The following is a 23876-nucleotide window of genomic DNA, read 5'->3' on the forward strand; positions in this document are numbered from 1 at the left end:
GGAGGAAAGAAATAAATTTATGATTGATAAAATAATTATAAAAAATGCTAAAGTTCATAATTTAAAAAACGTAAGCCTTGAAATCCCAAGGGATAAGTTTATAGTTTTTACTGGACTTTCAGGTTCAGGAAAATCATCTCTTGCCTTTGATACATTATATGCAGAAGGACAAAGAAGATATGTAGAATCTTTATCATCCTATGCAAGGCAATTTTTGGGTCAAATGGATAAACCAGATGTTGAATACATAGAGGGACTTTCCCCAGCAATTTCAATAGATCAAAAAACTACTAGCAGAAATCCAAGATCTACCGTTGGAACTGTAACAGAAATATACGATTATTTAAGGCTTTTATATGCAAAGGTTGGAATTCCTCATTGCCCAAGTTGTGGTAAGGAAATAAAAAAGCAAACAATAGATCAAATGGTGGATAAAATATTAGAATTACCTGAAAGAACTAAAATACAAGTTTTAGGTCCTATTATAAGAGGTAAAAAAGGTGAACATGTCAAGTTAATTGAAAATATAAAAAAGAATGGATATGTAAGAGCTAGAATAGATGGAAATACTGTGGATTTAGAGGATGAAGAGATAAAACTTGAAAAGAACAAAAAACATACCATAGAGGTAGTAGTAGATAGGCTTATGGTAAAGAATGATATAAGAAGCAGGTTATCAGATTCTATTGAAACAGCCTTAAAACTTGGAGAAGGTATTATTATCATAAATATAATTGATGTAGAAGATATTTTATTTAGTGAAAATTTTGCTTGCCCTGATTGTGGTATAAGCGTTGGAGAAATATCTCCTAGAACATTTTCCTTCAATGCGCCATTTGGAAAGTGTAATGAATGTGATGGACTTGGAACACTATTGGAAATTGATGAAGATTTAGTAATTCCTGATAAGAGCAAAAGTATCATGGAAGGCGCTGTTCTGCCTTGGGCTAACAGTGTATTAAAGGAAGAGTCTTGGACTTACGGTATATTACAATCTTTATCAAGGGAATATAACTTTAAATTAGATACTCCAATAGAAGAGCTTTCTCCTGAAATAGTAGGTATGCTTTTATATGGCTTGAATGGAGAAAAGATAAAAGTTACATACACTAAGGATGGTAAGACTTCAGATTTTTATCATGCCTTCCCAGGAGTTATTAACAATTTAAAAAGAAGATATTTTGAAACTAATTCAGAAGCTATGAAAAATGACATAGAGAACTATATGAGTAATAATCCTTGTCCAAAATGTAAAGGTGCAAGGCTAAGCCCAGAACCTCTGGCAGTAACAGTTGGAGGGAAAAATATATATGAATTTACAACTATGGCTATAAGAGAAGAATTGGAGTTTATAAATTCAATAGAGTTTACAGAAAAGGAAAAGATAATAAGTAACCAAATATTAAAGGAAATAAGAAGTAGATTAAACTTTCTTATAGATGTAGGTCTTGATTATTTAGATTTGGCTAGAACTGCAGGAACCTTATCTGGCGGAGAAGCACAAAGAATAAGGCTTGCAACTCAAATAGGTTCAAGTTTGGTTGGGGTTTTATACATATTAGATGAGCCAAGTATTGGACTTCATCAAAGGGATAATGACAAGCTAATATCCACATTACAGCATTTAAGAGACATAGGAAATACTTTAATTGTGGTAGAACATGATGAAGATACCATGAAAGCTGCAGATTATATAGTTGACATTGGTCCTGGAGCAGGAGAACATGGTGGAGAAATAGTTGCAGAAGGCCCTATTGATGATATAATAAAAAATGAAAAATCAATTACTGGTCAATATTTAAGCGGTAAAAAGAAAATAGAATTACCAAGTCAAAGAAAAAAAACTTCAGGTAACTATATAACCATAAAGGGTGCTAACGAAAATAACTTAAAAAACGTAAATGTGAAATTTCCACTGGGAGTTTTAACTTGTGTTACTGGGGTTTCAGGTTCAGGTAAAAGTACACTAGTAAATGAAATACTATATAAAGGGCTGAACAAAAAACTAAATAATTCTAAAGATATGCCTGGAAGACATAAGGATATAGAAGGCGTAGAAAATATCGACAAAATAATCAATATTGATCAAAGTGCTATTGGAAGAACTCCAAGATCAAATCCAGCTACCTATACTGGAATGTTTGATATAATAAGAGAAATATATTCAAATACTTCAGAATCTAAATTAAGAGGATATAAGCCGGGAAGGTTTAGTTTTAATGTAAAAGGTGGAAGATGTGAGGCTTGCAGGGGCGATGGTATAATAAAGATAGAAATGCAGTTCTTATCTGATGTATATGTTCCTTGTGAAGTTTGTAAGGGTAAAAGATACAATAGAGAAACTTTAGAGGTAAAATATAAGGGTAAAAATATAGATGATTTACTTAGTATGACTGTAGAGGAAGCATTAGGGTTCTTTGAGAATATTCCAAGAGTAAAAAATAAGCTTCAAACACTTATGGATGTGGGACTTGGATACGTAAGACTTGGGCAGCCTTCAACTCAGCTATCTGGTGGAGAAGCGCAAAGAATTAAGCTTGCCTATGAGCTTTCAAAAAGAGGTACAGGAAAGACCCTGTATATATTAGATGAACCAACTACAGGACTGCATATAGATGATGTAAGCAGGCTTATAACTATACTTCAAAGGCTTGTAGATACAGGAAATACAGTAGTTGTTATAGAGCACAATTTAGATGTAATAAAATGTGCAGACCACGTAATAGATTTAGGACCGGAGGGTGGAGCAAAGGGAGGAACTATAATTGCAACAGGAACTCCAGAAGATATAAGTGAAGCTGTAGGCTCCTATACAGGATTTTATCTTAAAAAGATGTTGAAATGATAAAAAGAAGGTGATTTATGTTGTTGGCTAAGCTAAGCCCAATATTTACTTTAATTATAATAGCTATAGTCTATATGATAATTTTTACAGCCCTTAGAATAATGAATAAAGATATAAAGGGTGGAACAAGAAAAAAATCTCAAAAGAAGGCTGCAGGATTAGAAATCATAGAACCTGGAAATAGTTATAATTTAAAAAGAGGAGGGGTAATCCCTCTCCAAAGTCAAATAACCATAGGAAGAAAAGAAGATAATACATTTATGCTAGACGATCCTTATGTCTCTGGAAAACATGCAAGGATTTATGCGAAGTCTGGAGATTATATCATTGAAGATCTAGGAAGTACTAACGGTACTTTGGTAAATGATGATCAAATAGAAGGAAAGAAGTACTTAGAAACAGGAGACATTATAAAAATAGGAAATACAGTACTTAAGTTCTTAATTTAATTTTGGGATGGTGGTCTTTTGGATACCAGAAAAGATGAAAAAAAGCTCTTAAAATATACATATTTACTTTGTATAGTAGGGTTTTTTAATTTAACAATAATAAAGGAGCCTTTTGATAAGGGTGCAATGCTTATGGCACTGGCAACCTGTCTTCTTATAGGATATTCCTATTTTATAATAAGGAGATTTTTTTCAGAAGGAGATAAATTTATATTTATATTCTCTAGTATTTTAGCGGTTATAGGGATTATAATGCTATACAGAATAGATACTGCAACTGCTGTAAAGCAAATAGTATGGTTTGCTATAGGGGTTACAGGTTTTATATTAATAGTTGTAATCCTGCCAGACTTAAAAAGATTCGTAAAATTTAAGTATGTATACTTGGGTATAACCGTAATACTTATGGCAATGGGTACACTCATGGGAAAAGAGACTTATGGGGCAAAAAACTGGGTAAGTATTGCAGGATTTGCCTTCCAGCCGTCAGAATTTGGAAAGCTTTTTTTAGTTGCATATTTATCAGCGTCCTTAAAGGATTATAAAGACTTTAAAAACTTAATAGAACCAGGAATAGTTGTTATGTTAAGTTTAGGATTTATGGTTTTGCAAAGGGATCTTGGAAGTGCATTAATGTTTTTTGGAATATCCATTACTATGCTATACATAGCTACATCTAATTTTAAATACGTATTAGTTTGTCTGATACTATTTGCACTAGGAGCAGTTGTAAGCTATGGATTATTTGACCATGTAAAGCTTAGAGTTTTGATTTGGAATAATCCTTGGCCATATGCTACGGATAAAAGTTATCAAGTTGTACAGTCTCTCTTAGCCATAGCATCGGGTGGACTTACAGGATCAGGATTAGGACTTGGGTATCCTAAATATATACCCGTAAGGACAACAGATTTTATTTTTTCTGTAATATGTGAGGAACTTGGAATACTAATGGGATTTGCCATTATACTTATATACTTTTTACTTTTTTACAGGTGTATGAGAGCAGCTATATATGCAGGAGATGATTTTTCAAGACTTATTACAGTTGGATACAGTGCGATGATAGCTTGCCAGGTATTTGTTATAATTGGAGGGGTAATAAACCTGATACCGCTAACTGGTATAACACTGCCTATGGTAAGTTATGGTGGAAGCTCCATGCTTAGTACGTTTTTTGCACTAGGTATAATACAAAAGGTTTCTGAAGAGGGAAGATAAGATTATGAAGGATATATCAGATAATATAAAAAAAGTATTGATAGTATTTTTAATATGTTTTGTGGGGTTAATATCATACATAACATATTTTCAAGTAATGGTTGCACCGAAAATTGTAAATAGCCAATATAATGCGCGTATGTGGGCGAAGAGAGATGAAGTTTTAAGAGGAAGTATATTTGATAGAAATATGAAGGTGCTTTCTAAAAGTACTAGAGTAGATACCGAAACTCAAAAGAGAAGCTATGAAGGTGGAGAAGCATTTGCTCATGCCTTAGGATATGTAGATGTTAGGTATGGAATTACTGGACTTGAAAGAAGATATGATAAAGAATTATCTACAAGCAGCATAAGAGATACTTTATTGAATATATTAAAATTACCAGGACAGACAAAAGAGAAATACGGGAGTAATTTAAAAACTACCTTAGATTTTGATATACAAAGGAAGGCTTATGAACTTTTAGGAAATAACAAGGGGGCAGTGGTAGCGCTGAATCCAAAAACAGGAGAAATATTAGCTTTAATATCAAAGCCATCCTTTAATCCTAATAATCTTGAGGAGAATTGGAAAAATATTAATTCCAATAAAGATAGGCCATTGCTCAATAGGGCAACTTCAGGTATGTATCCCCCAGGTTCTACTTTTAAGGTAATAACTGCGATAAGCGCGTTGGAAAATATCGATGATATCAGGAATAAAAAAATTCAAGATAAAGGGGTACTGGTATTTAATGAAAAGGAATCTCTAAAGAACTATAATGGAGAAGTTTTGGGCAATATAGGTCTTAAAGAAGCCTTTATACATTCAAGTAATGTTTATTTTGGAAGTTTAGGTATTGATCTTGGAAATAGCAAACTTAAAGATACCGCAGAAAAGTTTTACTTCAACAAAGATATACCAGCAGATGGAGTTGTAATTGAAAATAGTAAATTTCCATCCTTTAAAAGTTATGAAAAAGGTAATATAGCTCAAAGTGCTATAGGACAGTCTACAGTACTTTCAACTCCTATGGAAATGGCGTTAGTAGCAAGTACCATAGCAAATGATGGAACTATGATGAAGCCTCATATAGTAAAAGGGGTTATGGATAGTAAAAACAGCTTAGTAAGTGAAGTGAAACCACAGAAGATAGATGATGTTACAACAAAGGAAAATGCACAGATAATAAAAAATTATATGAGGGAAGTTGTGGCTCAAGGTACAGGAGGAAATGCATCTGTATACGGAATAAAGGTAGCAGGTAAAACCGGTACTGCAGACCATAAAGAAGAAGGAAGTGGAGCAAAGCCTCATTCATGGTTTATAGGATTTGCACCATATGAGAATCCTGAAATAGCCTTGGCAGTTATAGTTGAAGATGGTGGTCAAGGAGGAGTTTTAGCAGCAAGCATAGCTTCAGGAGTTATAAAAGAAGCTTTATCAAAATAAGTATTATGGAAAGGGGAATTTTGGTGAAGATAAAGGAAATAGGAGAGCTTAAAAATGGGGAACAAGTGGATTTTAATGCCTTAGTTAGTGATAAAAGAACTGGTTATAAAAAAGATGGGACCCCCTACTTATTACTTATAATGCAAGATAACACAGGAAGTATAGCCTTCCCTGTATGGACCAACTATGATAAATTAAATACGATAGTAGAGGTAAATACGTTAATAAATGTAACAGGTATCGTAGCTAGATTTAATGGAAATGTTCAAGTAAGAAATCCAATGATAAACTCCGTTTCTATGGAAGGAGTAGATTATGAGGATTTTGTACCACAATATGATATACCAGAAGAATTAATAGATTATTTTAATTATATGGTGTTAGATATGGAAGAAAAATATCAAAAGATAGCCACCGCAGCCACTGGAGCTATGGGTTATAATGATGAGAGATGGGATGCCTTTATAAATTGTGTGGCAGCCGAAAAATTTCATGGCAACAAAAGAGGGGGGCTGTTCCTTCATACGGTGGGAGTTATGAAAGCTGTAGAGAACGTAGTGAAGGATTATATAACAAATCCCTTCTATATGAGTGCAGCTAAGGTAATTAATAAAGATAGACTCATGCTTAAGGCGATTATTCACGATATAATGAAAACTAAGGAATATGATTATAAGGGAATAATAAGAAGAAAAGACATAAAGTTAGATCACTTAGTACTTGGAGCAGGATATGTAAGAGAAATAAATGTAGAAGTAGGCAATGTTCTTTCAGAGGAAGAGTTAGATGATATATGTTACTCAATACTTTCTCATCATGGTCAATTTGGTAACTTTGAACCAAAGGGAATAGAGGATATACTTTTAAATATGGCAGATATTATAGATAGTCAAGTTGTAAATGCCATTGAGAATAAGATATAGGGGAATTGCTTTGCAATTTCCCTATATTTTTATTTTAATAAACTTAGATTTTCCAATTTGAATGGTGAAGCTATTATGTGGATTTACCATTATAAATTCATTAAACTTTTCTCCATCTATTTTCATGGCATTCTGGGTAATAAGTCGTTTGGCTTCACTATTACTCTTAGCAAGCCCATTTATAACCACGATTTTTACAAGATCAATTTGGCCATGGCTTATAAGACAATCAGAGGATAAATTGAATTCAGCTATATCATCTGGTATTAGATTTTTTTGAAAAACAGTTTTAAAGTGATCCTCAGCAATTTCTGCTTCATCTGATCCGCAATACAAGGCTGTTATTTCTTTTGCAAGTCTCATTTTAACATCACGAGGATTAGTATTTGGATTGTTAAGCCCTATCTTAATTAATTCAATTTCATCTGGATGAATATCTGTTGCAAGTTCAAAATATTTAATAATAAGGTTATCTGGAATAGTCATGGTCTTTTGGTAAATCTCAACCGCATTTTCATGTATGCCAATGTAGTTGCCGAGACTTTTGCTCATTTTTTCAATTCCATCTGTACCTTCAAGCAAGGGCATAAATAATGCAATTTGACTATTCTGACCATAATCTTTTTGTAGGGTTCGGCCCATAAGGATATTAAAAGTTTGATCTGTGCCCCCCATTTCGATATCTGCTTTTATTTCTACAGAGTCATATGCCTGCATCAGTGGGTAGAAAAATTCGTGAAGTCCAATAGGTTCATTATTTTTATATCTTTTTTCAAAGTCATCTCTTTCAAGTATTCTAGCAACAGTAACTTTACCTGCAAGCTTTAGTATGTCTTCGAAATTTAGCTTTGATAACCATTCACTGTTGAACCTAAGGTCAGTTTTTTCCTTATCCAGGATTTTAAAAATCTGATTCTTATAAGTCTTCGCATTTTCTAGTACTTGCTCAGTAGTCAACGGTTTGCGTGTCTTACTTTTACCTGATGGATCGCCAATTCTGCCTGTAAAATCTCCAATTATAATTACTGCACGATGGCCTAAGTCCTGCATTTGCTTAATTTTGCGAAGTACAACAGCATGGCCTAAATGTATATCTGGAGCAGAAGGATCTAGACCAAGCTTAACTATAAGGGGGGTATTTGATGCAATACTTTTTTCTAACTTTTGCATCAAATTTTCGCTGCTAACAACCTGACTTACCCCTTTCATAATAATTTTAAATTGTTCCTGTGCATTTTCCATTACGTTCATCCTCTCCAATAAATTGATATAAAATAAAAAACTCCCGTTCCCTGCATTATGCAGAGGACGGGAGAATTGCTCACGTGTTACCACCTCAATTTTATTTACACATCACTGTGTAAACCTCATCGGGTACGGCACAAAAGTGCTTATACCTTAGCGATGTAACGGTCGCACCCGGCAACAGCCTACTAAGATATAAAATCTTTTCAGTGTGCCACTCAGAGATGTATTCAAAATCTGTTTTCTGCACCTCTCATCACCCGGTAGCTTTCTGTTGAAAACATATGATTTCTACTTCTTCTCGTCGCAGTTTTGTTGTATGGTTGGTAGTTTAGCACCAATATAATAAAATGTCAATATACCATTTGAAAATATAGGAAATGCTTATTAGTTATTAACTGTTGAATAGTAAGTATTCAACATAAATCTTCTATGTTCGCTATTAATTATTAATGGGTTTATGTATAATAGGGTTAAAATAAGCAAAAAAATAAATAATTCAAAGTCGTAGAAAATTAGAGAGGATAATTATGAAAGGAAAGACACATGCAGGTGTAGGTATAGTTACTTATTTGCTGCTTTATAATAAATTACCTGATAAGGTTAGTTTGACTGGATTAGCTGTAGTAACATTTGCATCACTGCTTCCAGATATAGATCACCCTAAAAGCATAATTAATCAATATATACTGCCTTTTAAAAATAAGATGACTAAGGTTGTATTATATGCTTGCAGTGGTATTATATTTTTATGGTATAGTTTTTTATATGATAAAGAACCTTATATAAAGACTATAGGAATATTTTTGCTTTTAATAGCTGTTTCATCTCATAGAAAAGGTCTTACTCATAGTCTTATGGGAATGATATTGTTTGCATTTCAAATAGCATATATAGGAAATGCATATGAAATAAGAAATTTAATTTATTACTTTATGCTAGGTTATGGTCTTCATCTACTTTGTGACATGGCAACAAATAGGGGAGTACCTCTTTTATATCCTTTCAAGGAAAAAAACATTAAACTTCCAATTACATTTAAGACTAATTCCTTTATAGGAAATTTTATAGAAACTCTGATAATTGTAGCGGGGCTTTTATATGTTATATATAGTTTTCCGAGAATATTTAATTAGGTACTAGGTGAAAGGTACTAGGATTAGATGAAACTTTGCTATGCAAAGTTTTTACATTACCTAGCACCTAAATCCTTTATCCTAAAACCTAAAAGAGAGGTGATAAGATGTTTGATTTTGAATATCATTTAAAAGTATTACCAGATAAACCTGGGGTTTACATAATGAAAAATGCTTTAGGCGAAGTTATTTATGTGGGAAAAGCCAAGGTGCTTAAAAATCGAGTAAGACAGTATTTCCAAAGTTCACGTAATCATTCGGAAAAAGTAAGGGCTATGGTTAAAAATATAGCGGAGTTCGAGTATATAGTTACCGATTCAGAAATGGAAGCGCTTATATTAGAGTGTAACTTAATAAAAAAGCACAGACCTCGATACAATATATTACTTAAAGATGATAAAAGCTATCCATTTATAAAGGTAACAACTACAGAAGACTTTCCAAGGGTATTTGTAACAAGACATGTTATAAAGGATGGAGCAAAATATTTTGGTCCATATACTGATGTATCGGCGGTTTATGAAACATTGGAACTTATAAAAAAGATATTTCCTATAAGGACTTGTAAAAGAGTCATAAAAGAAGATGATAAAGAAAGTGTAAGACCTTGTTTAAATTATCATATAGGTCTCTGTAAAGGACCTTGTGCAAAGATTATAAGTAGGGAAGAGTATAAAAGTATAATAAGTGATATTACAAGTCTTCTTTCTGGGAAGTCTGCAGGTATTTTAAGAGATTTAGAAGTTGAAATGGAAAAGTCAGCAGAAAGTCTCCAATTTGAAAAGGCAGCGGCTTTTAGAGATAAGATAAATGCCATAAAAAAAGTAACAGAAAAACAAAAAATTATAACTTCTAACTTTGAAAATGAGGATTTTATAAGTCTTTACAAAGATGAAAAAGATGTTTGCGTTCAGGTGTTTTTCTTAAGAGAAGGAAAAATAGTTGGAAGAGAACACTTCATTATAGAAAATTCAGCGGATATGGAAGATAAAGAAATAATATCGGACTTTATAAAAAGTTTTTATGGGGCAGCAGCATTTATCCCTAAGTCCATATATGTAGAGGATATTGATGAACAAGAACTCTTAGAGCAGTGGCTCACTATGAAGCGTGGTTCTAAAGTTTGGATTAAAGTTCCTCAAAAGGGAGATAAAAAAGACACTTTAGATATGGTTCGAAGGAATGCAAAGATAACTTTAGAGCAGTTTAAAATTAAAATACTTCAAGATAAAGAACTTTATGAAGTAGCTTTAAGAGAACTCAGTGAAATACTAAACTTAGAAGACATTCCAAAGAGGATAGAAGCTTATGACATTTCCAATATACAAGGGATGGACTCAGTTGGAAGTATGGTGGTTTTTGAAAATGGTAAATCTAAAAATAGTGATTATAGGAGATTTAAGATAAATAGTGTAGTTGGAGCAAATGATTATGGAAGTATGAGGGAAATTATTACAAGAAGGTTTCAGCATGGACTAGATGAAATTAAGGCGATAAGTGAAAAAAATCTCCAGGTAAGCTCGGGAAAGTTTTGTGTTTTTCCTGATTTAATACTCATGGATGGTGGAAAAGGGCAGGTAAATATAGCTCTGGAAGTATTAAGAGAATTTAATATAGATATTCCTGTATGTGGTATGGTAAAAGATGATAAACACAATACAAGAGGGCTTATATATAATAATGAAGAGCTTCCTATTAAAAAATATTCTAACATAATGAGACTTATTACCAGAATTCAAGATGAAGTTCATAGATTTGCAATAACCTATCATAGATCATTGAGAAATAAAACAACTTTTCATTCTATATTAGATGATATACCAGGAGTTGGAGAAAGAAGAAGAAAAGAACTGTTAAAGAAATTTGGCAGCGTAGAAAGCATAAAAAAGGCAAGTTATGAGGAAATTTTAGAAACTCCATCTATAGATAAAAAATCCGCACAAAATATAGTGGAATTTTTTAAAGATAATGCATAGTATAATTAATAGTTATAATTAATGGGTGGAAGCTGCTGATTATTATTCTATAAAATTGGATAAAATTCAGATAACTTAGTTTCCACATTAATGACTTATTTCCACCTTATTCATTATTAATTGACTTTATAAATATTGATTAAGTGGTGCTTATCCTTTATACTTATTTATGTATTAATTTTGATGTTAAGGAGAATATACTATGAGCTGTTATAAAGAATTTGCTATAAAATTGTACGATATTTTAGGTGAAGAAAATGTAAAAATAGATGAACCAATGAAATCACATACATCTTTTAAAGTTGGGGGTCCAGCGGACATATTAGTAACTCCAAAGGATTATTCGCATATACAATACTTAATAAAACATTGTAATGAAAATCATATACCATATTTCATTATAGGAAATGGATCAAATCTTCTTGTAAGAGATGGCGGAATAAGAGGGATTGTTATCAAACTTACAAGACTTGATAACATAAGTATAAGTGAGAATAAGGTAACAGCAGGGGCTGGTGCATCACTTTCAAAGACTTCGAAGGCAGCGGCAGATGAATGCCTTACAGGATTTGAATTTGCAATTGGAATACCTGGAAGTATAGGTGGAGCACTTACTATGAATGCAGGAGCATATAATGGAGAAGTATCCCAAATAATTAAAGAAGCGCTTGTCATAGATAAGGATGGAGAAATAAAGAAGTTATCTAAGGAAGAATTACAACTTGGATACAGAATGAGTGCCATTATTAAATACGGATATACGGTACTTGAAGCAACCTTTGAGCTTCAAAATGGTGAGTGTGAAAAGATACATGAAAGAATAGATGACTTGACTAGAAGAAGAACAGAAAAGCAGCCACTAGAATATCCTTCTGCGGGAAGTACTTTTAAGAGACCTGAGGGTTACTTTGCGGCAAAGCTAATAGAAGACAGTGGGCTAAAGGGCATAAACATAGGGGATGCAGAAGTTTCATCAAAGCATTCAGGATTTATTATAAATAAGGGAAATGCAAATGCTCAGGATATTTTAGACTTGATTAAAAAGGTTCAAGAAACAGTAAAAGAAAATTTCAACGTTGATCTTCATACAGAAGTTATGATAGTAGGCGAAGAGAAATAATATTACATTTAAAGGTTAAGGATTAAGTACATATGTATATATCCTTAACTTTTATTTTTAACAGATATTAATACATATTTATACCAATTAATAATAGCTATTTCAGATAAAATTTCCATACTAAATTCAAAGCTTAAAATTCATAATTGGTAATTGAAATATGTTATAATAAATAATAAAAGATTTAAATAAATTGCGAAGTGTAATGAAGGATTTCTATAAATGATGTAAGGAGGGTTAGAAATGAGATTTGTAATTGTAACAGGAATGTCCGGTGCAGGAAAGACTCAAGCTATTAGAAATTTAGAGGACCTAGGGTACTTTTGTATAGATAACTTGCCACCTACCCTCATACCTAAGTTTGCAGAAGTCTGCTATGAGGCGAGGGGAAAGATAGATAAAATTGCATTAGTAATTGATATAAGAGGTGGAGAGTTCTTCAATGACTTATTTCAAAGTTTAAGTTATTTGAAAAGCCAAAATTATAAGTATGAAATTTTATTTTTAGATGCTTCAGATGAGGTGTTAGTAAAAAGATTTAAAGAGTGCAGAAGAAAACACCCATTAGCACCAGAGGGCAGAATCCTAAACGGAATAGTAGAGGAAAGAAAAGCACTTAGAGAGGTAAAGGATAACGCAGATAATATAATAGATACCTCTAACTTTACAAATATGGTATTAAGAGAAGAAATCACAAGGGTCTATGGGGAAGAAGGACAGCTGGAAACTCAGCTTATGATTACAGTGCTTTCTTTTGGATTTAAATATGGAATTCCAGTAGACTCTGACTTAGTATTTGATGTTAGATTTTTGCCTAATCCATTTTATATTCCAGAGCTTAAGGAGTTTTCAGGAAATGATACTCCTGTGGTAGAGTACGTTATGGGATATAATGAAACTAAGGATTTTATTGAGAAGCTACAGGATATGTTAAATTTTTTAATACCAAATTATCAGAGGGAAGGAAAAAGACAGCTTATTGTATCAATAGGTTGCACTGGTGGTAGACATCGATCAGTTGCCATTGCAAATGCTATATATAAAAAGCTAAAAGAAGATGGACACAAGGCTAGTTTAGACCACAGAGATATAAATGAAGATATCAATAAGGGTGGTAAAAAGGTATGAAAATACTAGATTGGCTTAGGCCGGGAATCAAGGTGAAAAGATGGATATTACTTGGGGCCATGGGAATACTTTTTATTGCATTTGCTCTTTTAGAGTTTGTAAGACATAGATTATATAGCTTTTATTATATGGCTTTTTATGTGTTTTTAATTACACTAGGTCTATTTGTACTATATATGTCTGTAACTCAAGGAATGCGCTCTATTATTGCACTTATAAATAAAGGTTATTTAAATGTGTCTTTAGATTCAAAAAAGTTAGAAACACTAATATATGAAAAAAGATTACTAGTAAAGGGCCCTAAAATAGTTGCAATAGGAGGAGGAACAGGGCTTTCTACAATGCTTAGAGGATTAAAATATTATACCTCTAATATAACTGCAATAGTTACTGTTGCAGATGATGGGGGAGGTTCTGGAGACTTAAGAGAGGACCTTGGAATACTGCCTCCAGGGGATATAAGAAACTGTATTTTAGCGCTATCTGATACAGAACCTTTAATGGAGGAACTACTTCAATATAGATTTAAAGATGGAAGACTTAAGAATCAAAGTTTTGGGAATTTGTTTTTAGCTGCTATGGACGGCATATCAACTACATTTGAAGAGGCAGTTCAAAAGATGAGCTCAGTTCTTGCGGTAACAGGGAAGGTTATCCCTGTTACTTTAGAGAATGTGGTATTAAAGGCTGAACTTGAGAATGGAAGCATAGTAGAAGGAGAGTCTATGATTCCTGAGGAAGCATTAAGGCAGAAAAGCCCAATAAACAGGGTTTTTATAGAACCTAAAGATGCTAGAGCGCTTAAGGAAGCTGTAAATGCCATAAGAGAAGCTGATGCTATCATACTAGGACCGGGAAGCCTATACACAAGTGTTATTCCTAACTTGCTTATTAAAGATATAAGTTCTGCTCTTAAAAGAACTACTGCTATTAAAATATATGTCTCCAATATAATGACTCAGCCTGGAGAAACTGATAATTATGCTGTAAGCGACCATATTAAATCTATTTTTAGACATGCAGGAGATGAAGTTATTGACTATGTAATAGTAAATAATGGAGGAGTAGAAGAGGGGCTTCAAGGAAAATATAAGGAAGAAGAGTCACATATGGTTAATGTAGATATAGATGTGATAAATTCTATGAATATTAAAAGAATTGATGGGGATTTAATAAGTATCAAAAATGGTTTTATAAGACATAACTCTGAAAAGCTAGCATCTATGATAATAGAAACTATAATGGAAAAAACATTGCTGTACGATAAAAAGAAGATTATAGAATACTTCTATTTATCTGAAAGATTAAAAGAAAAAAAGAATAGGGAGTAAAAAATATGTCATTTTCAGCTAAAGTAAAAAACGAAGTGTGTAGATATACAAAATTGTCAGAGGAAGAAGCTTTAGCAGAGCTATCGGCAATAATGAGAGCAAGTGGGACATTAACTTTTGGAAGTAACCGAAAGATAAGCTTTAAAATTACCACAGAAAATGCTGCTATTGCAAGAGTTGTTTTTAGATTACTTAAGGAGTACTTTAATATTCATGCAAAAATAATGATGAAGAGAAGTAATTCTTTTAAAAAAAATAACTTATACATTGTAGTTATAACAGAAGATTCAGATGTTAAAGGAATTTTAACTAAAACAGAGGTTTTAATAGAGGAAGAAGGAATGCTTTCTTTAAACTATGGTATTTCTGATGAAATGATACCAGATGATTCTACTAAAAGAGCTTATATAAGAGGAGCCTTTTTAGGGGGAGGAAGTATAAGTAATCCAGAAAAAACCTATCATTTAGAATTTGTTACACATAATGAAGAATATGCAAAAAAACTAAGTGATATAATAAATTTTTATGGACTAAATTCTAAAGTTATACAAAGAAAAAACAGCTATATAATTTACATAAAAGAAGGAGAACAGATAATAGATCTTCTTAATGTAATTGGAGCTCATACATCTCTTTTAGAATTAGAAAATGTACGTATTATGAAGGAAATGAGAAATAACGTAAATAGATTGGTTAACTGCGAAACTGCAAATTTAAGTAAAACTGTAAATGCAGCGGTAAGGCAAATAGAAAGTATAAAGCTTATACAAAGGGAAGTAGGTCTTCAAAGACTTGCAAAAAACCTACGTGAAATTGCAGAGGTAAGGTTAAAATATCCAGATGAATCCCTGAAAGAATTAGGGGAAATGTTAAATCCTCCTGTGGGCAAATCTGGTGTAAATCACAGGCTTAGAAGAATTGAAAAAATTGCAGAAGAATTGAGAAAGGAAGGTAAGTAATATGTCTAAGCACAATAAAGTTATAAATTATATTACTTCCCTTCAAGTGGGAACCAAGATTTCTGTAAGAACTATGGCATCTAACTTAAATATAAGTGAGGGAACTGCCTACAAGGGAATTAAGGAATGTGAGGCATTAGGTCTTGTAACAACTATCCCAAGAATCGGCACCGTTAGAATAGAAAAGCTTGAAAGAAAAAGTGAACATATGCTGACTTTTGGAGAAGTTGTAAATATAATTAATGGGAATTTAGTTGCAGGCAAAGATGGAATCCATAAAACTCTAAATCAATTTGTAATAGGGGCAATGACTCCCGAAGCAATAAGCGAGTATATATATGAAGGATGTATCATAATTGCAGGAAATAGAGAAATAGTTCATAGATTGGCTTTAGAAAAAGGTTGTGGTGTTATAATAACTGGAGGATTTAAGTGTAGTGAGGATATAAAAGACCTTGCGAATGAATTTAAGCTTCCAGTAATATTAACTCCTTACGATACCTTCACTATAGCTACTATGATAAATAAGGCCATGTCTGAAACTATGGTTAAGAAGGATATTGTATTGGTAAAGGATGTTATGGATATACAGTATCCTTTTTTAAAGACTGAAGATAAAATAACAAGACTTAAGGAGCTTACATTAGAGGCTTCAGAAGCTTTATTTCCTGTAGTAAATGATGATATGAAGCTGGTGGGGGTTGTAGGACTTAGAAATCTTTCATCTAAAATAGGGGATGATGAAAAGATAGAGAGAATAATGGATAAGAATTTTTTATTTTTGGAAATTGGCGACACTGCAGCATATGCAGCACATTTAATGGAAAGTCAAGCAATGGAGTTTTGTCCGGTAAATTATAATAAAAAACTAGTTGGTGTATTAAAAAGGGAAAATATAATAAGAGCCCTCAAGCGTGTGAGTAATCAGCTACAAGTGGGAGAAAACTTAGAGTCGATAATACTTAAAAAGTTTAATTGTGAAAAGAGAGAGGACAAAGTTTGTTTCTCGGGTAAGATTGTACCTGAAATGCTTGATCCCATAGGTACTGCATCCTGGGGGGCATTAAACATGCTATTAACTACAGTGGGAATGCTTGCAATTAAGGAAAGAGACACCATTAATTTAATTGTTGATAATGTATCTACTTACTTTGTAAAGCCACTGCAGATGGATGAGAAGGTAGATATATATGCTGAAATAATGGATTATGGAAGAAATTCTTGTAAAATAGTTGGAAGAAGTTTTTATAAAGTAGAAGTGGAGATGAATAATGGCAAGGGTGATTTAATAGCAAAATGTATGATGCTGGCCAAGGCGATACGTAGTTAGTAACCAGTGACCAGTAACCAGGTGCTAGCCGCTGGCGACTTGAGATTTAAAATAGAAGCTAAATTTTAAATTAAACTAAATATACTAAGGAAGGGAGAGGTATTATGGAACAAGCGGTAAATCAGCCTCAGTGGGTAAGCTTGCATCAACATACGGGATATTCCCTTTTAGATTCTTCAGCAAAAATCCCTGATCTTATAAAAAGAACTAAGGAATTAGGTATGGACAGCATTGCTATAACGGATCATGGAGTGATGTATGGATGTGTAGAATTTTATCAAGAAGCTAAAGAGCAAGGCATAAAGCCTATAATAGGTTGTGAGATATATGTAGTACCAAAGTCTATGCACATAAAAGTAAATGACAAAGAAAATGACATATATCATCTGGTTCTTTTAGTGAAAAATGAAAAGGGCTATGAAAACTTGATGAAGATAGTGTCTAAGGCATCCATAGAAGGATTTTATTACAAACCAAGAGTGGATCATGAAGTTTTAAGAGAACATAGCGAAGGGCTTATTGCATTAAGTGCCTGCTTAGGTGGAGAAATACAAGCCTACATATTGCAGGATAATATACAAAAGGCAGAGAAAACAGCGTTGCTATATAAGGAAATATTTAAAGATGGATTTTACTTAGAACTTCAATATCATGGCATGAAAGAACAGCTTAAGGTAAATAAAGAGATAATCGAAATGTCGAAAAGACTTGATATACCACTGGTTGCAACTAATGACGTCCATTATATTAAAAAAGAAGATTATAGATCCCATGATGTACTTCTTTGCATACAAACAGCAAAAACTGTAGATGAAGAGGAGAGAATGAGATATCCTTCAGATGAGTTTTATTTGAAATCTCCTGAGGAAATGTATCAATTGTTTTCTCACGTACCTGAGGCACTGGAAAATACCGTTAAGATTGCAGAACAGTGTAATTTTGATTATGAGTTTCATAAATCCAAGCTTCCAAGTTTTCCGCTGCCTGAAGGAAAAGATCATTATGAGTATTTAAAGGATGTATGTTTAAAAGGCTTAGAGGAAAGATATGAAACTATAACTGAAGAGCTTATTCAAAGGCTTGAATATGAGCTTGGAGTTATAAATCAAATGGGGTATGTGGATTACTTCCTTATAGTTTGGGATTTTATAAGATTTGCAGTAGAAAGCGGTATACCAACTGGTCCTGGAAGGGGTAGTGCAGCGGGATCCTTAGTCGCATACACATTGGGGATAACTAAGATTGATCCTATTAAGTATAATTTGCTTTATGAGAGATTTTTAAATCCTGAAAGAATAAGTATGCCAGATATAGACTCTGACTTTTGCTACGAAAGAAGACAGGAAGTAATAGATTACGTAGTAGATAAGTATGGTAAAGAAAATGTATCTCAAATTGTAACCTTTGGAACTATGGCAGCAAGAGCATGCATTAGGGATGTAGGTAGAGCAATGAACTATCCTTATTCTGAAGTGGATAGAATAGCTAAGATGATTCCAACTATGCTGAACATAACCATAGATAAGGCATTAGAGTTAAATCCAGAACTTAGTACAGCTTATGAAGAAGAGACAAGAACTAAAGATCTCATAGATGTGGCAAGAGCTTTAGAGGGGCTGCCAAGACATACTTCTACTCATGCGGCAGGAGTTGTAATTGCCTCAAACCCTTTAGTAACCTATGTGCCACTTCAAAGAAACGAAGGAAACATTGTAACTCAATTTACCATGGGAACTTTAGAAGAGCTTGGGCTTTTGAAGATGGATTTCTTGGGTCTTAGAACACTAACTGTTATGACAGATGCGGTAAATATGATAAAAGAAAATAAAGGAATAGAAATAGATTTAGATAGTATAAGCTTTGATGATAAAAATGTATATAAGATGCTTGGCGAAGGAAAAACTGTAGGAGCCTTTCAGCTAGAGTCCTCGGGGATGACATCCTTTATGAAGGATTTAAAACCGGATTCTTTTGAGGATATAATAGCTGGAATAAGTCTTTACAGACCAGGTCCTATGGCGGAAATACCAAGGTATGTTGAAAATAAAAGGCATCCGGAAAATGTTGAATATGAAACTCCTCAACTTGAGCATATACTAAATGTCACCTATGGAGTAATGGTATATCAAGAACAGGTTATGCAAATAGTTAGAGATTTAGCGGGATACTCCATGGGGCGTGCGGACTTAGTTAGACGTGCTATGTCTAAGAAAAAGCACAAAGTTATGGAAGAAGAACGCAAAAACTTCATATATGGAATTATAGATGAAAATGGCAATGTAGAAGTACCAGGATGTTTAAGAAATGGTATTAGTGAGGCAGCTGCAAATAAAATATTTGATCAAATGATGGATTTCGCGAGTTATGCTTTTAACAAATCTCATGCAGCAGCATATGCCGTAGTTGCATATCAAACAGCATATTTGATGAGATATTATACAACAGAATTTATTGCAGCAATGCTAAACAGTGTAATGGGAAGCAGTGAAAAAGTCGCTTTTTATATAAGATTTGCAAATGAAAGAGGAATAGAAATACTTCCTCCAGATATAAATGAAAGTTACACAAAGTTTACTGTTCAGGGAGAACAAATTAGATTTGGAATAGCAGCTATAAAAAATGTAGGTGTTAATGTTATTGAAAATATAGCAAAGGTTAGAAGTGAAAAGGGTAAATTTAAAGATTTACTAGATTTTTGCAACAAAGTGGACCTAGGTGTAATAAATAAAAGAGCAGTGGAAAGTTTAATAAAGGCAGGAGCTTTAGACTCCTTTGGAGTATATCGTTCAAGGCTTTTGGCTGTACATGAAAAGGTAATGGACGGAATAAATGGCGATAAGAAAAAGAACATACAAGGTCAAATAAACCTATTTTCAGATTTTGGAGATGAGCAAATAGATCCAATAGATATAAAATATCCTGAGATAAGAGAATTTGATAAAAAACATTTGCTGTTTATGGAAAAGGAAATGACAGGTTTATATCTTTCTGGACATCCTTTGGAAGAGCATAAGGAAGTTTTAAAGAACAAGACTAGTATTAATATTGGAGAAATAATTTCCTCAGGAACCTTAGAAGAAGATAGTGAGGGAGTACTAGTGCAGGACAAGAAAGTAAAGGATGGACAAAAGGTAAAAATAGGCGGCATAATCACTTCTGTAAATAAAAAGCTTACTAAAAATAATGATATGATGGCTTTTGTTGAGTTAGAAGATTTATATGGAATTATTGAACTTGTGGTATTTCCTAAAGTCTTTAATAAAGTTCGACAGCTTATAAATGAAGATGCCATAATACTGGCTAGTGGAAGGGTATCCATTAGAGAAGATGAAGCGCCTAAAATATTATGTGAGGACATAAGTGAGCTTTTAGTCAGCAGCATTGAAAAAGTATATATTAGGATAGATACAGAAGAAGAACTTCAGCCTAGTTTAAGACAGTTAAAGATAATATGTCCAAGTTATAAAGGAAATGTTCCGATATATTTATATGTAAAAAGTATCAATAAAGCCTTTGTAATGAATAAAGAACTTTGGGTAAATGGAGAAAAAGAACTTCTTACATTTTTAAAAAATCAATTTGGCATAGAAAATATTAAGGTAGTATAAAGTCTAATAAGAATAAGCAAAATATTAGGAGATAATTATCTCATAATGTTTTGCTTATTTTTAATTATATTTATAGGAAAAGATTGCATAAAAGTCATAATTTTATTAAAATTAATTATAGGTAGTATTAGATGTTTTCATTATAAAGATAGTGGGACGAAAAGTGTCCAAGCGGCTTAAAAAGTGTTATTGTGGATATAATTTTACATAGAAACAATAATATTAGAAGAAATTCTTATTGAAAATTTGACTGCGGAGGGATTGTTATGAAAAAGATTGCTGTTTTAACCAGTGGTGGAGATGCACCTGGCATGAATGCTGCCATAAGAGCAGTGGTAAGGACAGGTTTAGATAAAGGTTTATCTGTAATGGGAGTACAAAGAGGATTTAGTGGCCTTATAAATGGAGAAATTTTCGAAATGGATAGAAGAAGTGTGGCTGATATCATACATAGAGGTGGAACCATACTTAGAACTGCCAGATCAGAAGAATTCAGAACTGAAGCGGGACAAAAAAAGGGAGTTGCAATATTAAATGCTTTTGGAATAGATGGATTAGTAGTTATAGGAGGAGATGGATCTTTTCATGGAGGGCAAGCGTTATCAAAGTATGGAATAAAGATGGTAGGGATTCCGGGAACAATTGATAATGACCTTTCTTATACAGACTGTACTATAGGTTTTGATACTGCAGTAAATACAGTACTTGATGCTATAAATAAATTAAGAGATACCTCTACTTCTCATGAAAGAGTAAGCATAGTAGAAGTTATGGGAAGAAACTGCGGAGATATAGCGCTTTATGCAGGACTTGCAGGTGGAGCAGAAAGTATAATAGTTCCTGAAAAAGGATATGACATAAATTCATTATGTAAAACTATTTTAGAAGGTAAGCTACGTGGAAAAATGCATAATTTAATAATAGTTGCAGAAGGTGTTGGAGGCGCAAATGAAATAGCAAGTAAAATTGAAGAAGTTACAGGCATAGGAGCAAGAGCGACCATTCTCGGACATATACAAAGAGGTGGAAGTCCCACTGCAAGTGATAGAATACTAGCTTCACGCTTAGGATACAGAGCAGTAGAATTATTGCTTGAAGGAAAATCAGCAAGAGTAGTAGGTATAAAGGATGGAAAAACAATAGATGAAGACATAGATGAGGCTCTTGCTATAAAAAGAAGCTTTGATGAAAAGTTATATAGTATAGCAGAGGCGTTATCATATTAAGAAATATTAGATAATAGATTAATACAATTTTGCAATTTAAAAGATAAGATTACAAATTAAAACTGGAGGGGATTTTTATGCAAAAGACTAAAATGGTTTTTACAATAGGTCCTGCAAGTGATAATGAGAAAGTGTTATCAGAACTTATAAAAATCGGGATGAATGCTTCAAGACATAATTTTTCGCATGGTACTCACGAGGAACACAAGATAAGAATGGAAATGGTAAGAAGTATAAGTAAGAAATATAATAAAGAAGTTGCAATAATACTTGATACTAAGGGTCCGGAAATAAGAACAGGGAATTTTGAAGGCGGAAAATTAGAGCTTAAGGAAGGAAATAAGTTTACTATATATTGCGGAGAGGAAGTACTAGGAGACGAAACCAAGTGCTCAATAAGTTATGATAAGCTTTGGGAAGATGTAAAGCCAGGCAATATGATTCTTATAGATGATGGCCTTGTAGGACTTGAGGTTGAATCTACAGAGGAAAATAAAATTCACTGTATAGTGAAAAATAGTGGAATGGTAGGAAATCATAAAGGTGTAAATGTTCCAGGAGTATGTACATCACTTCCTTCTCTTACTGAAAGGGATAAGGGAGATTTAAAATTTGGATGTGAAATGAATGTAGATATGGTTGCAGCTTCATTTATAAGAAGAGGATCTGACGTTTTGGCTATAAGAAAAGTACTTGAGGAAAATGGAGGAGGAGATATTCAAATATTCTCCAAGATAGAAAATCATCAAGGTGTAGAAAATATAGATGAAATAATAAGACTTTCTGATGGAATAATGGTTGCTAGAGGAGATATGGGAGTTGAAATTCCAATTGAGCAAGTACCATTAGTTCAAAAGATGATAATAGAAAAGTGTAACAAGGCAGGTAAGGCTGTTATAACAGCAACTCAGATGCTTGATTCCATGATAAGAAATCCAAGACCTACAAGAGCTGAGGCTTCAGATATTGCAAATGCAATATTTGATGGAACTGACGCTATAATGCTTAGTGGAGAAACTGCAAGTGGTAAATACCCTGTAGAAGCAGCTACAACTATGTCAAGAATAGCTCAGGCTACAGAATCACAACTTGATTATCAAGCGATATTAAACAAAAGAAAGGAACTACATGTACTTAATGTAGCCAATGCTATAAGTGTTGCAACTTGTACTGCAGCTTTAGAGTTAAATGCTTCAGCTATAATTACGGCAACACAAAGTGGATATACGGCAAGAATGGTATCTAAATATAGACCATCTTGTCCTATAATTGCAGTAACACCAAGCGTAAGTGTAGCAAGAAAGCTTTCATTAAACTTTGGAGTCTTTCCTATACTTACAAATCAAGTAGAATCTACTGATGAACTTATAGATGCATCCGTAGATATATCTGTAAAGTCAGGCTATGTTAAAAGTGGCGATTTAGTAGTAATTGCAGCAGGAATACCGGTAAGTTTATCTGGAACCACAAATATGTTAAAGGTTCATGTGATAGGAGATATATTGGTTCAAGGAAGAGGAGCTGGAAATATACCTGGATTTGGTAATGTGAAAGTTGTAAAGAATCCAAGGGAAGCGGTTGAGGTGGCAGAAAAGGGAGATATTTTAGTAGTAAGGGATTCAGATATAGAATATATTTCTGTTTTAGATAGAATATCAGGAATTATAACTGAAAAGGGAGGATTAACTTCTCACTTAGCTATTCAGTGTATAACAAATGAAGTACCTATAATAACAGGAGCTGGTGGTGCAACAGAAATATTAAAAAATGGTGCATATATAACAATGGATGTAAAACGTGGAATAGTTTATAATGGAAAAGTAAATATAGTATAATAGAAGTTAGAATAAGGGTACTAAATACTAGGGAATATGAGAATTTTACTAAGTAAAATTTGATAAAATCATTGCTGTATAAAATTAATGATTTAAAAACTCCTAGGCTTTA

16 protein-coding genes and 1 other annotated feature are annotated in these 23876 nt (G+C 33.0%); of the genes, 15 read left to right on the plus strand and 1 reads right to left on the minus strand.

Translation table 11 applies throughout. The features are described from left to right. Positions 1 to 19 precede the first annotated feature (19 nt). From uvrA to DP68_RS11085, 5 genes are read left to right on the plus strand one after another with little or no spacing between them, the layout of a single operon-like run. Positions 20 to 2845: an excinuclease ABC subunit UvrA gene (gene uvrA / locus DP68_RS11065; RefSeq protein WP_035309472.1), complete on the plus strand. Its 2826-nt coding sequence runs from the start codon at positions 20 to 22 to the stop codon at positions 2843 to 2845. 17 nt (positions 2846 to 2862) lie between these two features. Beyond that, positions 2863 to 3294 carry an FHA domain-containing protein gene (locus DP68_RS11070; RefSeq protein WP_035309475.1) on the plus strand — a complete coding sequence of 144 codons (432 nt, stop codon included), beginning with the start codon at positions 2863 to 2865 and terminating at the stop codon, positions 3292 to 3294. 18 nt (positions 3295 to 3312) lie between these two features. Then, positions 3313 to 4515, plus strand: coding sequence for an FtsW/RodA/SpoVE family cell cycle protein (locus tag DP68_RS11075; RefSeq protein WP_035309476.1), 1203 nt, complete (start codon positions 3313 to 3315; stop codon positions 4513 to 4515). A 4-nt stretch (positions 4516 to 4519) separates the two neighbouring features. After that, positions 4520 to 5947, plus strand: a complete 1428-nt coding sequence (locus DP68_RS11080; RefSeq protein WP_035309477.1) for a penicillin-binding protein 2 — start codon at positions 4520 to 4522, stop codon at positions 5945 to 5947. A 23-nt stretch (positions 5948 to 5970) separates the two neighbouring features. Continuing rightward, complete coding sequence (locus DP68_RS11085; protein WP_035309478.1) at positions 5971 to 6870, plus strand: HD domain-containing protein; 900 nt, start codon at positions 5971 to 5973, stop codon at positions 6868 to 6870. A gap of 21 nt (positions 6871 to 6891) precedes the next feature. Here the strand turns inward: DP68_RS11085 and tyrS are convergent, their stop codons facing one another. Beyond that, a complete protein-coding gene (gene tyrS, locus DP68_RS11090; RefSeq protein ID WP_035309480.1) occupies positions 6892 to 8112 on the minus strand; it encodes a tyrosine--tRNA ligase in 1221 nt (406 codons plus the stop codon). Between the two features lie 59 nt (positions 8113 to 8171). Further along, positions 8172 to 8432 (minus strand) — a binding site (T-box leader). 213 nt (positions 8433 to 8645) lie between these two features. Here tyrS and DP68_RS11095 point away from each other — a divergent pair. From DP68_RS11095 to pyk, 10 genes are all read left to right on the plus strand, one after another. Next, complete coding sequence (locus DP68_RS11095; RefSeq protein ID WP_035309482.1) at positions 8646 to 9251, plus strand: metal-dependent hydrolase; 606 nt, start codon at positions 8646 to 8648, stop codon at positions 9249 to 9251. A 107-nt stretch (positions 9252 to 9358) separates the two neighbouring features. Then, the gene (gene uvrC, locus DP68_RS11100) at positions 9359 to 11227 is read left to right on the plus strand and encodes an excinuclease ABC subunit UvrC (protein ID WP_035309484.1); all 1869 of its coding nucleotides are present in this window, start codon (positions 9359 to 9361) and stop codon (positions 11225 to 11227) included. A gap of 202 nt (positions 11228 to 11429) precedes the next feature. Further along, positions 11430 to 12347, plus strand: a complete 918-nt coding sequence (gene murB / locus DP68_RS11105) for a UDP-N-acetylmuramate dehydrogenase (RefSeq protein ID WP_035309486.1) — start codon at positions 11430 to 11432, stop codon at positions 12345 to 12347. A 243-nt stretch (positions 12348 to 12590) separates the two neighbouring features. After that, a complete protein-coding gene (gene rapZ, locus DP68_RS11110; protein WP_035309487.1) occupies positions 12591 to 13475 on the plus strand; it encodes an RNase adapter RapZ in 885 nt (294 codons plus the stop codon). Next, entirely contained in the window at positions 13472 to 14806 is a 1335-nt protein-coding gene (locus DP68_RS11115) for a gluconeogenesis factor YvcK family protein (RefSeq protein ID WP_035309489.1), read from the plus strand. The genes rapZ and DP68_RS11115 overlap by 4 nt, the downstream gene beginning before the upstream one ends. 5 nt (positions 14807 to 14811) lie before the next feature. Continuing rightward, the gene (whiA, locus tag DP68_RS11120; protein ID WP_035309492.1) at positions 14812 to 15765 is read left to right on the plus strand and encodes a DNA-binding protein WhiA; all 954 of its coding nucleotides are present in this window, start codon (positions 14812 to 14814) and stop codon (positions 15763 to 15765) included. Between the two features lies 1 nt (position 15766). Continuing rightward, positions 15767 to 17095, plus strand: coding sequence for a DRTGG domain-containing protein (locus tag DP68_RS11125; RefSeq protein ID WP_035309494.1), 1329 nt, complete (start codon positions 15767 to 15769; stop codon positions 17093 to 17095). A 104-nt stretch (positions 17096 to 17199) separates the two neighbouring features. Beyond that, on the plus strand, positions 17200 to 20703 hold the full coding sequence (locus DP68_RS11130) for a DNA polymerase III subunit alpha (RefSeq protein WP_035309496.1): 3504 nt from the start codon (positions 17200 to 17202) through the stop codon (positions 20701 to 20703). A gap of 266 nt (positions 20704 to 20969) precedes the next feature. Then, a complete protein-coding gene (gene pfkA / locus DP68_RS11135) occupies positions 20970 to 21929 on the plus strand; it encodes a 6-phosphofructokinase (RefSeq protein ID WP_035309498.1) in 960 nt (319 codons plus the stop codon). Between the two features lie 77 nt (positions 21930 to 22006). Further along, positions 22007 to 23764, plus strand: coding sequence for a pyruvate kinase (pyk, locus tag DP68_RS11140; RefSeq protein ID WP_035309500.1), 1758 nt, complete (start codon positions 22007 to 22009; stop codon positions 23762 to 23764). Positions 23765 to 23876 lie beyond the last annotated feature (112 nt).

Origin of the sequence: Clostridium sp. HMP27 (assembly GCF_000765165.1) — a bacterium.
GTDB lineage: Bacteria > Bacillota > Clostridia > Clostridiales > Clostridiaceae > Clostridium_AK.